This window comes from Winogradskyella sp. HaHa_3_26, assembly GCF_019278425.1.
Taxonomy (GTDB): domain Bacteria; phylum Bacteroidota; class Bacteroidia; order Flavobacteriales; family Flavobacteriaceae; genus Winogradskyella; species Winogradskyella undariae.
Genome location: NZ_CP058981.1, coordinates 1,435,771 through 1,451,701 on the forward strand (window position 1 = coordinate 1,435,771; position 15,931 = coordinate 1,451,701).

The 15,931-nt window shown below is 31.7% G+C and carries 13 protein-coding genes; 9 read left to right on the forward strand and 4 right to left on the reverse strand.

The genetic code is table 11. The features are described 5' to 3' along the window. Positions 1 to 29: 29 nt before the first annotated feature. The gene (locus tag H0I32_RS06200) at positions 30 to 776 is read right to left on the reverse strand and encodes a tetratricopeptide repeat protein (RefSeq protein WP_179312618.1); all 747 of its coding nucleotides are present in this window, start codon (positions 774 to 776) and stop codon (positions 30 to 32) included. Positions 777 to 780: 4 nt separating this feature from the next. Beyond that, positions 781 to 1,362 carry an RNA polymerase sigma factor gene (locus H0I32_RS06205; protein WP_173588361.1) on the reverse strand — a complete coding sequence of 194 codons (582 nt, stop codon included), beginning with the start codon at positions 1,360 to 1,362 and terminating at the stop codon, positions 781 to 783. A gap of 169 nt (positions 1,363 to 1,531) precedes the next feature. On the opposite strand from H0I32_RS06205, the gene H0I32_RS06210 reads away from it, so the two are divergent. The 6 genes from H0I32_RS06210 (at position 1,532) to H0I32_RS06235 (ending at position 9,346) form a co-directional block, all read left to right on the forward strand. Continuing rightward, positions 1,532 to 2,122 (forward strand): hypothetical protein, encoded by a 591-nt coding sequence (locus tag H0I32_RS06210; protein WP_179312616.1) that lies wholly within the window; start codon positions 1,532 to 1,534, stop codon positions 2,120 to 2,122. A gap of 356 nt (positions 2,123 to 2,478) precedes the next feature. After that, on the forward strand, positions 2,479 to 3,525 hold the full coding sequence (locus H0I32_RS06215) for a hypothetical protein (protein WP_218841323.1): 1,047 nt from the start codon (positions 2,479 to 2,481) through the stop codon (positions 3,523 to 3,525). A gap of 114 nt (positions 3,526 to 3,639) precedes the next feature. After that, complete coding sequence (locus tag H0I32_RS06220) at positions 3,640 to 5,592, forward strand: PKD domain-containing protein (protein ID WP_179312614.1); 1,953 nt, start codon at positions 3,640 to 3,642, stop codon at positions 5,590 to 5,592. Further along, complete coding sequence (locus H0I32_RS06225; RefSeq protein WP_179312612.1) at positions 5,573 to 8,182, forward strand: CHAT domain-containing protein; 2,610 nt, start codon at positions 5,573 to 5,575, stop codon at positions 8,180 to 8,182. Before H0I32_RS06220 ends, H0I32_RS06225 begins: the two co-directional genes overlap by 20 nt. Then, entirely contained in the window at positions 8,170 to 8,610 is a 441-nt protein-coding gene (locus H0I32_RS06230; protein ID WP_173588357.1) for a retropepsin-like aspartic protease, read from the forward strand. Before H0I32_RS06225 ends, H0I32_RS06230 begins: the two co-directional genes overlap by 13 nt. 94 nt (positions 8,611 to 8,704) lie before the next feature. Continuing rightward, positions 8,705 to 9,346, forward strand: coding sequence for a response regulator (locus H0I32_RS06235; protein WP_179312610.1), 642 nt, complete (start codon positions 8,705 to 8,707; stop codon positions 9,344 to 9,346). Positions 9,347 to 9,887: 541 nt separating this feature from the next. Here H0I32_RS06235 and odhB read toward each other — a convergent pair. Together odhB and H0I32_RS06245 are read right to left on the reverse strand one after the other, a co-directional pair. Next, positions 9,888 to 11,102, reverse strand: a complete 1,215-nt coding sequence (odhB, locus tag H0I32_RS06240; protein ID WP_173588355.1) for a 2-oxoglutarate dehydrogenase complex dihydrolipoyllysine-residue succinyltransferase — start codon at positions 11,100 to 11,102, stop codon at positions 9,888 to 9,890. Positions 11,103 to 11,177: 75 nt separating this feature from the next. Continuing rightward, complete coding sequence (locus tag H0I32_RS06245) at positions 11,178 to 13,937, reverse strand: 2-oxoglutarate dehydrogenase E1 component (RefSeq protein ID WP_179312608.1); 2,760 nt, start codon at positions 13,935 to 13,937, stop codon at positions 11,178 to 11,180. Positions 13,938 to 14,051: 114 nt separating this feature from the next. Between H0I32_RS06245 and H0I32_RS06250 the strand changes: the two genes are divergently transcribed. From H0I32_RS06250 to H0I32_RS18060, 3 genes are all read left to right on the forward strand, one after another. Next, entirely contained in the window at positions 14,052 to 14,597 is a 546-nt protein-coding gene (locus tag H0I32_RS06250; RefSeq protein ID WP_256928792.1) for an alpha-ketoglutarate decarboxylase, read from the forward strand. Positions 14,598 to 14,891: 294 nt separating this feature from the next. After that, on the forward strand, positions 14,892 to 15,374 hold the full coding sequence (locus H0I32_RS06255) for a c-type cytochrome (protein WP_173588353.1): 483 nt from the start codon (positions 14,892 to 14,894) through the stop codon (positions 15,372 to 15,374). A 41-nt stretch (positions 15,375 to 15,415) separates the two neighbouring features. Further along, a complete protein-coding gene (locus tag H0I32_RS18060; RefSeq protein WP_246293557.1) occupies positions 15,416 to 15,721 on the forward strand; it encodes a hypothetical protein in 306 nt (101 codons plus the stop codon). Positions 15,722 to 15,931: the final 210 nt, after the last annotated feature.

The following is a 15,931-nucleotide window of genomic DNA, read 5'->3' on the forward strand; positions in this document are numbered from 1 at the left end:
TAAAATAAACCGAATAAAATAATGTGTAGTTAATCTAATTTCTTCAATAGTTTTTGTGCTGACTTATAATATTCTGCATCTTCTGGTATTGTTTTTAAAACCTCGATCGAAGCTGCATTTTTTTCTTGTTTTAAATAACTTAAAGCTAAAATCCACTTGGCATTATCTCTATAAGCCGAGCTACCATTTATAATTTTAAGAAGCAAAACGTCACCTTCTTTAAATTGATTGGTTTCTATTAAAGCTATACTTTTATAAAGTTGAATTTCTAAATTCGCAAAATCATCTTCTAAAATAATATTAAAAGCAGTTAATGCGTCTTTATAATTTTTAGCATTGAAACTCTCTTCAGCCTCTATGGTAATTTTATCACCAGCACTTCTAGTCATTAAACTGATTGAATCAAAATCATTGTAATCTTCATAGGTTGGATCTGAAACTTGATTGAACATAAAAAATCCTAATAAAACCATTACCGAAGCCGCAACTATATATTTAAAGAGATTAGGTTCTTGAGACACTTCTTCTTTAGATTCACCTGATTCATGCTTATTAAAATACAGACTAGAAACAACATCTAAATTGGCTTTAAAATCTGAAGCTTCCTGCTCATTAGCAATCTCGTGCTTTAAATGAGAAGATAAATCTTTATAAATTTGAAATGCTTCGTTTAATTTAGAATCTGTTTGCAAGCGATTTTCAAAATCTAACAATTCATTTTGAGACATTTCACCAGAGACATAAGCTTCAAACTGTATATAATCATGTTCTTCCATAATACTAATAATTCAGTAGGTTAAATTTAGGTGATGCCTGCACTAGTTTGGTTAATTGCCCAATACACAAGGATTTTTTCTTTCGTGCATAAGCATAAGTAATATTGAGACTTTTAGCAACTTCTTCCATTGACTTAATTTTGAAAGTTGCATTAAGTAAATCTTTACACGCGTCACCAAGTTCTTGAAACATTTCTTTAAATAAAGCTTCTTTATTTTCAAAAACAGAAGTTTCAAAAGACAATATTTGTGCATCATCATCCTTAGATAAAACTTCTTCGTTAATTGTTACCTCTTTTCTCCCACTTTTCTTTAATTGATTTAACCATTTGCGTTTACAAAGCAAGAAAAAGTAAGCATCAAAGGGACAAGTTAATTGTAACTTATTCTGTTTTGCCTGATTATATATTGTAATGATGGTTTCTTGAATAACATCTTGCGCATCGTAAGTATCCCCGCTATTATTCTTTATATAGTTAATCACCTTAGGTGCAAACTTATCGTAAATAGCTTGAGTAATAAATGTATTGTTTGCTGCCAATCCATCAACATACTTTTGGTCTTCGTGTATTTTTTTTGCGCTCATGAACCCATTATTTTCAACGAATTTAAAAAATCTTTCTAAAATGAGGGTAACAATTCTAAACAGCTTTTGATATAAGGGTGTAACAATGAAAAAAACGGAACCTATAAAAAGGCAACTATTTTAGTCCTCTTTCTTATATAAGTACGTATAACATTTTAAAGTCAACAATATGAAAAACTTAAAAAAAATCGCGGTTCTATTGACATTTAGTTTATTAGCAATCACATCTTGTGACAATGACGATGACGCAACAAACAATGCATGTGATGAATCCTATGTAAGTACAGCAATAACAAATGCTTTTTCCTTAGCAAATGGGTATGATGACTTACCAGAGACTATGGACTTAGAGACGCATCAATATCGAATGAAAATAAATGCAAATGGTGAAATATGTAGTGTTGGGTATCAAAATCCAAGTACTTGGGCGGGTAACTACTTAATTTTAATAAAAAATGAAACTACAAATCAGCAAACCTCTGCCAGTCTTTCTTTTTCGCAATCTCAATTAGAATATAAATACATATCACCTCTTATTGTTAATGCAGGAGATATTATTAAAGTAGAACGCACAATATTTGGCCACACACTTTTAAATGAAACAATTGGTAGAATATTAAGAAAATCAGATTTCTCTAATGTTCCTTATCCAATAACACAAGGAAATGTTGAGTTTTTAAGTTCCGATTTTTATGGAGCTGGAGGGCCTGTTCCAAATTTTGCTCAACCTTATATTCCTTTAGGATTTAAAGTGAATTAAATATAAAAATCTTGCTAACATCGTTTGTTATTAGTGAATCAAACACAAATGTTTACGTTTAATTTAGAGGGAGACTATAGTCGGTACTGAAAACTTCATTAACAGTTTTAATGAATGATTTACCTTAAATCTGAAGTACCCACTTAGTCATCAAGTCAGAAATTAATTTTTCTGACTTTTTGCATTCATGAACCCATTGTTTTCAATGAATTAAAAAAAATCTTTCTAAAATGGGGTAACATTTCTAAACCGGTTTTGATATAAGGGTGTAACAACAGAAAAAAGAACCTATAAAAAAGGTAACAATTTAACCACTCTGTTTATATAAGTACAAGTAACATTTAAACCTAATAATTATGAAAACGACAAGAAATCCTTTTTTCAAAAAAAGTACAGAACCTATTTTAATTAAAAAACTATGCAGCCTTTTTGCCCTAATCACAGTAACCGCATTATTAACTACGAGTTGCAATCCAGAAGATGACAACCAAAATGAAACACCTAATATTGCATCACCTACAGCTCAAGAATTTGATAACATTAGAGCTATTGCATTAGAGAATCACACACAAATGTTTACGTTTAACACAGAAGACACTTACATTTCTTTAACCTCAGCAAATGGTGTTCAAATTAACATTAACGCCAATTGTCTTACCGCTAATGGCAATCCTGTTACCGGAGATATTACTTTAGAATATATTGAGCTTTTTGAAAAAGGAAGTATGTTAACCACTAATAAACCTACAATGGGCGTGTTACCAGGAGGAGGTAAAGCTTTATTAATTTCTGGAGGTGAATTCTTTATAGAAGCAACACAAAATGGAACTGTTTTAGATACGACTTGTAGTTTTCAGTTAATAATCCCTTCTAGCCTGACAGGTAGTTCTGACCCTGATATGACGCTATGGAATGGAGAAATTGACGCCGATGGAAACTTAGCTTGGGAAGAAGCTGATAATGAAAATGGAGAAGAAGAAGAAGAAGAAGGAGAAGTTTTCTTAGAAGGCGAAAATTATTATACAAATATTGAAGGGTTTGGTTGGACTAACGTAGATCGTTTTTACAGTGATCCAAGACCAAAAACAACACTTCAAGTACAAGCACCAGAGGGTTACGACAATCAAAACAGTGCTATTTACTTATCTTATGACGGAGAAGCACCTGCTTTAGCTTACTTAGATACTTTTGATGAAGACTTAAATATTTTTAGTGAGCATTACGGACAAATTCCAATCGGCTTAGCTTGTCATGTAATATTTATTACAGAATCTGATGACATATGGAGATACGCAATCAAACCAGTGACAATAGTCGCTAATGATATAATAACATTTAATTTAGGGGAGACTTTAGTTGGTACTGAAGCTTCATTAACAGCTTTAATGAATGATTTGCCTTAAATCAGAAGCACCTACTTAGTCATCAAGTCAGAAATTAATTTTTTTGACTTTTTGTGCGTTCTTCAATCTGCTTAAATTATAATTGTTAAATTTAGTCGCTATAAACACCTATAAATGAAATCAATCCACTTTTTTTGTCTAGCTTTTAGTTTCTCTATTTTCAGTTTTGCACAGCAAGAAATGGAGAAAGATACTACACGCGGAACAGCTACTATTACTCATAAAAACTTAGGAAACGCTGTTGAGTTTAATGCCGATTCTCCCGTACTTAATCAAATTGCAGGCGCACCAAAAGCATTTTACACTAATTTTTGGGAATTTGGAGATGGTACTTTTAGTAAAGAAGAAAATCCTAAAAAAACATATAAGAAAAACGGAGAGTATACCGTAAGATTATGGGCAACCAACAACTATGACACCGGAAAACCACCTGTAACACGTCCTAAAAAAATTAATGTTAGCAATGCAAATGATAATTTTGAAGAGGAAGCGTCCATGGACTCTGCTTTAAGCCTTCAACGTAATAGAGAACCTATACCTAACGAAGAGATCGTTGTTGTTTTCAGTTATAAGAATACCAAAACCTACACAACAAATGGTAGATTCTTTCTCTTTTATAATGAAGCAAAATATGATACCGACAACTTTAATCTCATTGAAACAAGGCCCTATCATAACGAAAAAGAGATAACAGATGCTATCGTTTATGCTTCAAAATTTGATTCTGATGTTTATTATGCATCCGCAGAAGATGATATAATGTCTTTAAAAGCGAAACCACAAGACACTACAGTGAGAAGAAATCTTCCTCTAACCTTAGAAGAAGCTAAATTTGCTTATAGAAACTCAAGTCAATTACGTTTTGAAAATATGGAACCAAACGAAGAACGTCACGTATTTTACAGTTTAAAAACCACTAAAGAAATGCTAAAAGATACCTCTGCGATAATTTCAGTAAGAGGTGTTTATGTTCCTGATGATAGTTATGACAACCACCACGTAAAAGATATGGAAATGGAAATCGTAACCTCGCATGACCCTAATAAAATGTCTTCTAATTCTACATTTCTTAATTACAGATTGGTAAGATATAAACGACCAAAATTTAAAATCAGATTTCAAAATAATGGCGAAGGTCCTGCATCAACCATTCGTTTAGAAACCGATGTGCCAGATATGTTTGATAAAACTTCGATTGAAGTTTTAGATATGTATCCCAAAGTAAAAATTTGTCCTAAATACGATGTTGCTTATAGTTGCCTTGACACTACTTATACCGACAAACAAGCCATTTTTACTTTCAAAAATATTTATCTTCCTGGAAGTGAACAAAAAAATGTAAAAGTTTACGATTCTACTAAAGGTTTTGTGCAATACCGTGTAAAGTTTTCTAAAGACTTCCATAAAGAAAAAACAAAATCTAGAACTGCAATTATCTTTGATAAAAACGAACCGATAATTACCAATTATTCTACAACGCGTTTTTTACCAGGAATTTCTATTGGTGCCAAAGCGGGTTATAATTCATTTTCAGATCTTAAAAATTCTGAAAGTTATTTTATTGGTGCCACAATTTCGCCCTACAAATCGTATCGTTGGTATTGGCAAGTAGAACTTTTAAACAGTTTTCATAAATTTAAAAATAACACCGAAATCAAAGAAGAAATTGTCGATGATGGCGCAATTGGTTTTCCATATACGGAACGCACCACCACCAATAAAAGTTATAATAATATAGATTGGGAAATTCCGGTATTGGTAAGATATAATGTAAATAACTATATCGGTTTAGGTGCTGGAATTATAGGCACTTTTTCTGTAAATGAAAAACAAGAACAATCTATTTTAATAGAGCAATTTGAAGGACAAGGTGCTGATTTATTTCTTTTTGATAGCAACACTACCAATGAAGAGGTTTCAAAATCTTTTACCAATTTTAGAAAAGGATTTTTAGTGGAAGCTACAGCTGGTTTTGCTCGAATAGGACCAAGTCTTGGTGCGCGTTATGTATTTAACTTAGAAGAAGATTACAATTATTTGCAACTATATGCTATTTGGAAATTCTAACATGATTAAAAAAGGGTTTGTTATATTTTTAATTTTGCTATCGGCAATATGTTATGCTCAAGATTTAGAAGAATCTATTTATGTAGCCACAGAAACATTTCATCAAAATCAAACAAATGAGGGTTTAGAGCAATTAAACATCAAAAGTCTTCAATTTGAAAAACAACTCAACACCAAAGACGATTATTATGCCTTCATTAATCTTCTTGTTAATAAAGCCTATTTTCTCAATAAAATAAATCATTCTAAAGAAGCTATTTCGAGCTATGAAAAAGCTCACGAATTCTATATTCATCAGCACATCAATTCTTATGATATTGTAGAATATTGCCTCATTCCTCTAGGCATTCTCTACCATAAAACTAACGCTTACTTAAAAGCTGAACAGATTATTACCCTTTATATAAATCTGGCGCAAAAACAAAACAACAATCAACAGCAAATTACTGGGTTTATCAATTTAGCCAAGCTTTATCAATCCTTAAGCAAGCATCAACAAGTAATGGCTATTGTAGCTAAAGGACTTAAAATTGAAGGCCTAAAAAATCAGCAAAAAAGAAATCTAAATTACATTAAAAGAAAAAGTGAATTACTTATAGAAAGCAATCAAAAGCGTTTATTGTTAGAAAATGACCTTATTGGCCCAAGTTTTAACCCTAAAAATGCTGAAACCTATCAGCTTAATTACGAAACGGCTTTAGAAAATGAAGATTATGAAACCGCCTATTCTAATTTAAATCTATTAAAAAATATAAAAATCAACAAACTAACTTCTGCAAGAAGTAGGGCGAAATTTAATTTTCAAGAAGCACAATTACATTATTTAAGAGATGAAAATGATAAAGCTTTAATTAAACTAAAAACTTGCTTAGCCATTTTACTTCCTAATTTTGATAAAACTCAACGTCCTAAACCAAAAGATTTATATCCTGAAAATACATTTATAGATATTTTTGATTTGTGGGCAGCATTAGAAACCGATCCTGAAAAAAAATTACAGTACTATGATTTAAGTTCTTACATCTCAGAATCGCTTACACAAGAAAACACCAACCAAGAAAGCTACATTCTTAGCGCCAATACAAATAAAGATCGTAGTGAAAAATGCATCCGTCTTTTATATGATTTATTTCAAATTAAAGGTGAAAGCAGTTATATAAAACGTGCCTTTCAATATGCCGAACGCAACAAAGCCCTAGCCTTAAAATGGTATACTAATAAACGTACACTTTTAGAACAACACCCAAAAGACAGTCTTCTCTTAAAAGAACAACAGTTACTAAAACAGCAGCAACATTTATCTAATAAACTACTAAACAGACCCATTAACAGAACTCAACTGTTAGAACGCGATAGTCTGCAATTACAACTTATTACCACAAGTACGCAACTGAAAAAATTACAATATTCTATTGCTAAAACCTATAACAAATCTTCTTTATACAATTTAAATATTGAAGATTTAAAGTCGAAATTAAAAACAGATAAGGCTTGTTTGGTTGAATATTTTTCTGGAAATAATGACATCTACCAATTTATTTTCTCGCCAAATCATATCGCTTTTCATCGTATTGAAAACACTGTTTCAAATCGAAATAGTATTTCTAAATTTATTAGTTATTTTGAAAATGCATCAGTTATAAATAATGATATTTTACAATTTACGAAAAACGCTTTTCAACTTTATACCGTATTAAATTTAAAAGACATCGCTACGTATCAAAATGTAGTGATTGTTGCAGATGGACTTTTAAATTTTATCCCTTTTGAAAGTTTACTCACCAGCGCAACTACAACGTCTAATTATTCCGACATGCCTTTTATGGTAAAAAAGCATCGTATTGCCTACCAAACTAGCGCTTCCTTTTATAACGACACAAAACCTTATGCATTTAAAAACTCAGCATTAGGTGTTTTTCCTGTTTTTGACAATAGCAATATTAAACTCACCTATTCTATTGATGAAGCAGAACGCTTAGATGATGCCATTAAAACAGAATTTTTAATGTACAACGCTGCAACTAAAAAAGATGTTTTAAAACAAATTAACGATTACAGTATTTTACATCTTTCTACACATGCCAATAGTGGTGATTTTACAACGGCAGCAAATATAGATTTTATAGATTCTAAACTATCCCTACAAGAATTGTACAACCTAGATTTAAAGAATGACTTGGTGGTTTTAAGTGCTTGTGAAACCGGTGTAGGAATGCTTCAAAAGGGAGAAGGCAGCATGAATTTAGCACGCGGCTTCAAATACGCAGGCATCTCTAATATGGTTGTTTCCCTGTGGAAAATTAATGATTTATCCACCTCAAAAATTATGTCTCATTTTTATAATGACCTTAGGCAAACTGAATCTGCTTTTTCCGCTAATCAAAGTTCTAAATTAGCATACCTAAATTCTGATACTATTTCTAATGCTAAAAAATCACCTTATTATTGGAGTGCTTTTATTTATTCTGGAGATCTAACGCCAGCAAAATCTTTCAATTATATAAATATGATTATTTATAGTATTATCGGCTTGATAATTGCTAGTTTAATTCTGTTATTAATTTATAAAAGACAACCATGGAAACCTTAAAAGACTTCCTTACAAATAAAGGCTATTCTAAAGTTAAATTGAAGTTCACAAAAACTAATCATTTTGAAATAAAAGCCACTATAAATGGTATTAAAGGCAGATTTATTCTAGATACAGGTGCTTCTAATAGCTGTGTAGGTTTTGAAGCCATTGAGCGTTTTAACCTTAAAGTTAAAGATTCAGAAATAAAAGCGGTTGGTGCTGGTGCTTCTGACATGCTGACACAAATTTCTAATTCCAATACCGTTAAAGTTGGGAAATGGAAAAAAAATCGTGTCGCTCTTATTCTATTTAATCTATCACATGTTAACAACGGGCTTATTAATCATGAAGCCGACCCTGTAGATGGTATACTTGGTGCAGATATCTTAAAAAAAGGAAAGGCTGTTATTGATTATGAAAAAAAATATCTCTACCTAAAATTATAAGTAAGAAATTAAAACAATACACAATGTTATAATTTATAAAACCACTAAACTAAATAAACAGAAAACTCTCTCTACCTCTTAAACCTATAGCTGTATGAATAATAAAACAAACCCTACCATTATTATTGCTGATGACCATCCTTTGGTCTTAAAAGGTCTACACGATTTTTTAATTGAAAAAGAATTTAATGTTTTAGCAAGTGCCAAAAACGGAAAAGAAGCATTAACCTTAATAAAAGCACATAAACCAGACATCGCTATATTAGATATAAAAATGCCCTTCTTTACAGGTTTACAAATTGCCGAAAAATGTAAAGCTGAAAATATTCCTACAAAAATTGTATTGATCACTTTTGAAAAAGATGAGAAAACATACTATGATGCCAAAGATTTAGGAGCCTACGGATATGTATTAAAAGAATTTGCATTAGTAGAAATTGAAAATTGCATCACCTCTGTCATAAACAACAAGCCTTATTTTAGTCCCGAGTTATTAAATTTTTTAGAGATCCACAAACTACCAGAAAATTTTGATTTATTAACCAATCACGAAAAAGGAATTGTAGAATTAATATCAAAGAACAAAACAGGTGTAGAAATAGCAGAACAGCTTTCAATTTCACCTAGAACTGTAGAAAAACATAAAAGTAATATTATAAAAAAATTAAAATTAGAACAAAAACAGAATAGTTTATTAATATGGGCTAAAGAGAATTCTGATTTATTAAACACTTAAAACCACTATTAACTTATAAAATACGTAAAGTTACGTATAGTTTAGTGTTGTCATTTTTCTGACCTTTACTTTACGTTACAATGTAGGGGTTGTAACTAACAATTTTTGTTATTAGTTGACTCTCAAAATTTGAGATTAATTAATTTAGGGACTATAATGGCCTTGAACTTACGTTCAAGGCCTTATTTTTTTTATAAGAAAACAATAATTACGTAAAGTTACGTATAGTATTGTATTATAATAATTTGCAATTTTACATTAGCTATTAATTCATGCCTCAAGTTTAAAACCTTTAAGCTCTGCATTAACATATAATTCAGGGCTTATAAAAACATTAAGTTTATATGGAAACAATGAAAAAACAATCAACTACAAAAAGGGACAAAGCATTTATGATCTTATTAATTATAAGCTCTGTGATCGTAATTTCAGCAAATATTGCTATTAATTTTTTTAGTTAGTTACCTTTTTAAATAAAGGATAAAAAAAAGCGCAACCTCTATGAGATTGCGCTTTTAAATTTTATATAATCTAGAATAACTTATAATTCTAAAGCCTTCATAACATTATTATCCATCAATAATTCTTCAGGATTTTCTAAAGCTTCTTTTACAGCAACTAAGAATCCTACAGATTCTTTTCCATCAATAATTCTGTGATCATAAGATAAAGCGACATACATCATTGGATGAATTTCTACTTTACCATCAACAGCGATAGGACGTTGAATAATATTATGCATTCCTAAAATACCACTTTGAGGAGGGTTAATAATAGGTGTTGATAACATACTTCCAAATACACCACCATTTGTAATTGTAAATGTACCACCTGTCATTTCATCCACAGTTATCTGACCATCTCTAGCTCTTAGCGCTAAACGTTTTACTTCAGATTCTACACCTCTAAATGTTAAGTTTTCTGCATTTCTAACCACTGGCACCATTAATCCTTTTGGTCCAGAAACAGCGATACTGATATCAACAAAATCGTAAGTCAACATTTGCTTACCATCGATCATAGAGTTAACAGCAGGATACATTTTTAAAGCTCTTACAACAGCTAAAGAAAAGAAACTCATAAAACCAAGACTTACACCGTGCTTCGCTTTAAAGTCTTCTTTATATAACTTACGTAATTCAAAAATTGGCGTCATATTAACCTCATTAAATGTGGTTAACATTGCAGTTGTATTTTTAGCTTCAACTAAACGTTCTGCAACTTTACGACGTAACATAGACATTTTGCTATGTGTTGTTCCTCTATTCCCACCTGTTGGAGTTCCCATTGATGGTACAGCTTTTACGGCATCATCTTGAGTAATTCTTCCATCTTTACCTGTTCCAGAAACAGCACTAGCATCTATTCCTTTTTCAGCTAATACTTTTTTAGCTGCAGGACTAGCAGTTCCTGTAGCATACGTTTTAGATTCTGAAGCAACTGGTTTTGCTGCTTCTACTTTAGGCGCTTCATCTTTTACTTCATCTTTTACTGGAGCCTCACCACCTTCTGGTTTTGCAGCACTAGTATCAATTAAACATACAACAGCACCAACAGCTACAGCATCACCTTCTTCTGCTTTAAGTGTAATTATTCCACTCACTTCAGCTGGTAACTCTAATGTTGCTTTATCACTATCAACCTCAGCAATAGCTTGATCTTTTTCTACATAATCTCCGTCTTGCACTAACCATTCTGCAATTTCCACCTCAGTAATTGACTCGCCTGGTGAAGGCACTTTCATTTCTAAAATCATATTGTAATTTTTATAACCAATGGTTTTACGTTGTTCTTGTTTTGTAGTATCACAATTTATGATACCATAAATTTATTATCTCTGATTGTTTTTTGATTTATCAAAAACGAAATCAATAACTTCCTTATGTCGTTTTTTAGAACGTACAGAACTTCCTGCAGCAGGAGCACCATAAGGTCTTCTACTTGCTATTCTAAATTGTTTAGCTTCATCAAAGTTCATTAACATGTGACCATAAGCCCCCATGTTTCTTGGTTCTTCTTGAGCCCAAACAATATCGTCTGCATTTTTATATTTCTCAAGTACCGCTCTCATATCTTGAGCTGGTAATGGGAATAACTGTTCTATTCTAACTAAAGCAACATCATCTCTTTCAAGATTTTCTTGCTCTTCTAATAAATCATAATAAAACTTACCTGTTACAAAAACAAGTGTTTTTACCTTATCTACTTTAGCATTAGCATCATCAATTAACATTTGGAAACTTCCATTTACTAATTCATCTACTGTAGAAACTACTTTAGGATGACGTAATAAACTTTTTGGAGTAAATACAATTAATGGTTTTCTATACCCTGCTTTAACTTGTCTACGTAATAAGTGGAACATATTGGCTGGAGTAGTACAATCTGCAACAAACATATTATCCTTTGCACATAACTGTAAATAACGTTCCATACGACCAGATGAATGCTCTGCTCCTTGACCTTCATAACCATGAGGTAATAACATTACCAATCCGTTTTGTAGTTTCCATTTATCTTCAGCTGCAGAAATATATTGATCTAACATAATCTGTGCTCCATTACTGAAATCACCAAACTGTGCTTCCCAAATGGTTAATGTTTTAGGACTTGCCATAGCATAACCATAATCAAAACCTACAACACCATATTCTGATAATAAAGAGTTGTATATAAAGAACTTCCCTTGTTCGTCACTTAATTTATTATGAAGAACAATTTCTTCTTCACTATCTTCAACTTTTACAACTGCATGACGGTGAGAGAAAGTACCACGCTCTACATCTTGCCCAGATATACGAACATCGTTTCCTTCTAACAATATAGAACCATAAGCTAAATGCTCTGCCATTGCCCAATCTAATCGATTTTCGTCAAACATGGTTTGTCTCGATTCAATTAAACGTTGAATTTTTCTTATAAACTTCTTATCTTCAGGCAAATTTGAAATAACCTTAGTGATTTTCGCTAGACCTTCCTTAGGATATGTTGTATCCACAGGTAACATCATTTTATCTTCTTGAACAGAAACAAAATCGATCCATTCATTTTGCATAAATGGTGTAATTTCTGTTTTTGCTAGCTTACGAGAATCCTCAAGTTTTTCTTCAAGTTTATCCTTATATTCTTTTTCTATTTTAGCTACAAATCCTTTATCTATAACGCCTTCTGCTAATAAACGCTCAGCATAAATATCTCTAGGATTTTTATGTTTAGAAATAGCTTTATATAATAATGGTTGTGTAAACTTAGGTTCATCACCCTCGTTATGCCCATATTTTCTATAACCTAACATATCTATAAAGACATCACGCTTAAATTTCATTCTAAAATGCAATGCGAATAATGTAGCATGAACAACAGCCTCTGGGTCATCTGCATTAACGTGCAATACCGGAGAAAGTGTTACTTTACCTACATCCGTACAATACGTACTAGAACGTGCATCTAAATAATTGGTTGTAAACCCAATTTGATTATTGACTACAATATGAATTGTACCTCCTGTTTTATAACCATCTAGTTGTGCCATTTGCACTAACTCATAGACTAAACCTTGTCCGGCAATAGCTGCATCACCATGAACAATAATAGGTAAAACCTGTGAAGGATTATCAGGATATTTATCATCTTGCTTAGCTCTTGTAATACCTTCTACTACTGCACCAACAGTTTCTAAATGCGAAGGGTTTGGAGCTAAGTTTATGTTTATTTTGTTTCCATTATCGGTTACACGATCGCTCGTCCAACCTAAATGGTATTTTACATCACCATCAAAGACTGTTTGCTCGTAATCTTTACCATCAAACTCGCTAAAAATATCTTTTGCAGATTTACCAAAGATGTTTGTTAATGTACTAAGGCGACCACGATGGGCCATTCCCATTACAAATTCTTTTACATCATAACCAGAAGCATGTTCTATTAAGGCATCTAAAGCAGGAATTAAAGCTTCACCACCTTCTAAAGAAAAACGCTTTTGACCTACATATTTTGTATGTAAAAAGTTTTCGAAAGAAACAGCTTCGTTTAATTTTCTTAATATTGTTTTCTTCTCATCACCAGAAAAATTTGGATGATTATCATTAACATTAAGTTTCTGCTGAATCCAATGAATTTCTTCAGGTTTTCTGATGTACATATATTCTACACCAATAGATTCGCAATACACTTTTTCTAAGTGATCAATAATAACTTGCAAAGTCGCTGAAGATCCTAAACCTAATACTTCTCCAGCAGAGAAAACGGTTTGTAAATCATTCTTAGACAATCCGAAGTTTTCAACCTCTAAGGTTGGCGCGTATTTACGTCTTGCTCGTACAGGATTTGTTTTGGTAAACAAATGCCCTCTACTTCTATAACCTTGAATAAGGTTTAAAACTTGGAATTCTTTTTGAATTTGTTCTGGTATTTCCGAAGAAACACTTTCAATATTTTCACCATCTAAACCGAAATTTTCAGATCCGAAGTCGTAACCTTGAAAAAAGGCGCGCCAACTTGGCTCTACAGAATCTGGGTTTTTGAGGTATTGGTCATATAAGTCAGCAAAATATGCCGTATGTGCCGCGTTGAGAAAGGAATATTTATCCATTTTACTTTTTGAGACGTTGTCGTTTCAACATAATTTAGTCAAAAATACAACTTTTAGTAAATATAGATAAGGATTTATTATATTTATAACATATTGATTAGAACTATTAAAACAATGACAAATTTGAAACACCTACTAAGCCCTAAAATATTATTATGTAGCCTAATAATGTCTTTCTTTACATTATTTTCATTCGCTCAAAATTCAACCTCTAATAAAAGTGATTTTTGGAATCACGTAGAATTCGGTGGTGGCTTAGGCCTTAATTTTGGCGATGGTTTTTTTAGCGGATCTATAGCACCTAATGCACTTTACAGGTTTAATCCCTATTTAGCAACAGGTATTGGTTTAAATTATTCGTACAGCAGCCAAAAAGATATTTTTAAATCTACTGTTTTAGGAGGAAGTATTATTGGTCTTGTTAATCCTTACAGAGAAGTTCAGATTTCTGCAGAATTTGAACAATTACATGTTAGTCGAAATTTTGACAGCAACTTTGTAACAAATCTCGATGAAGATTATTGGTACCCTGCTTTATTTTTAGGCGCTGGTTACTCTAGCGGAAATGTTACCATTGGTATTAGATACGACGTACTTTATAATAAAGACAAAAGCATTTACAATGAAGCCTGGATGCCTTTTGTAAGGTTTACGTTTTAATAAGAATTAATTATCCTATTTTATTAAAAAAACACAGCTTTAAAAACGCTCTATTTGCATTAAATTAAACCTCACAATTAATTTGTGGGGTTTTTATTTATTGATCATAACAGACTATAATCTTTACGACACCCTAAGTTTTTAATTCAATTAAAGAATACTCAATCACACCTTTTAAAAGGGTATTAAATATAGGTGAAAATTTAAATCGGATAAAAACATCCTAATCATGACAAATGTCATGTATTTTCTAATGACTCCTTTTTAAATTTGCCTAAAATTAAATCTAATTCGATGAAAAAATCTCTAAAACTATTAGCTATTATCGCTATTGCAACTTTAGTAAGTTGTGGTGAAAGCGACAAAAAGAAAGAAGAAACAGGTTACGGTAAAAAAGCACCAGCCAAAGTAGAAAAAAAAGTACCTGCTTCACAACGTATAGAACTCTCAAATAAAGGTGTTGGTTCAGTAACCTCTGTAACCTTAGGTGAAGAGATAGACCAAGATATGGCTAAACACGGAAAGGACGTTTACGCAAAAATGTGTACCGCTTGCCATAAAGCAGACAAAAAATTTATTGGACCTGCACCAACAGGTATTTTAGAACGAAGAACTCCTGAATGGGTTATGAATATGATTCTAAACCCAGAACAAATGGTTAAAGAAGATCCATTAGCTAAAGACTTATTAATGGAATTTAATGGTGCCCCTATGGCAAATCAGCATCTTACTGAAGAAGAAGCTAGAGCTGTATTAGAATATTTTAGAACCTTATAATAATCTATAAACCAAATTAAGCACGTGTTTCTTTTTTATAATTGCAACTCTTTTTTTCTTGTGAATACACAAATGATGATGCCTCTACAGTGTCTTCAAAAGTAAAAACAGAAACACAATCTACAGAACGAACTAGTCAAGCTTTAATTGAAGATGATGATAGTATCACCGTTTTAAGCATTGCTATTAGCTTTAAGAACCGTGCTTTTAGTCGCTACTTTACAAGAGCTCAATTAGAAAATACTTTAGTAAATGCAGCACCATTAATGGTTTTTACACTAACAAACGAGGCATTTGAAGCTTTATCTAAAGGTACTGTTGAAAATTTACTAAACCCAGAAAAATAAAGATGCCTTAGCAAAAATTTTAAAATATCATGTAAGGCCTGGAAACTATTCTAAGGAATTTCTTGAAAATTCAAAAAAGTAGATCAAGCTAACAATGAATACGTTAAGATAGAAGTTATGAATGGATAACCACTTATTAGTGGTGCAAAAATATTGGCAAGTTATAAGACTGGAAACGGTATTGTACATGTTATCGATAAGGTATTATTA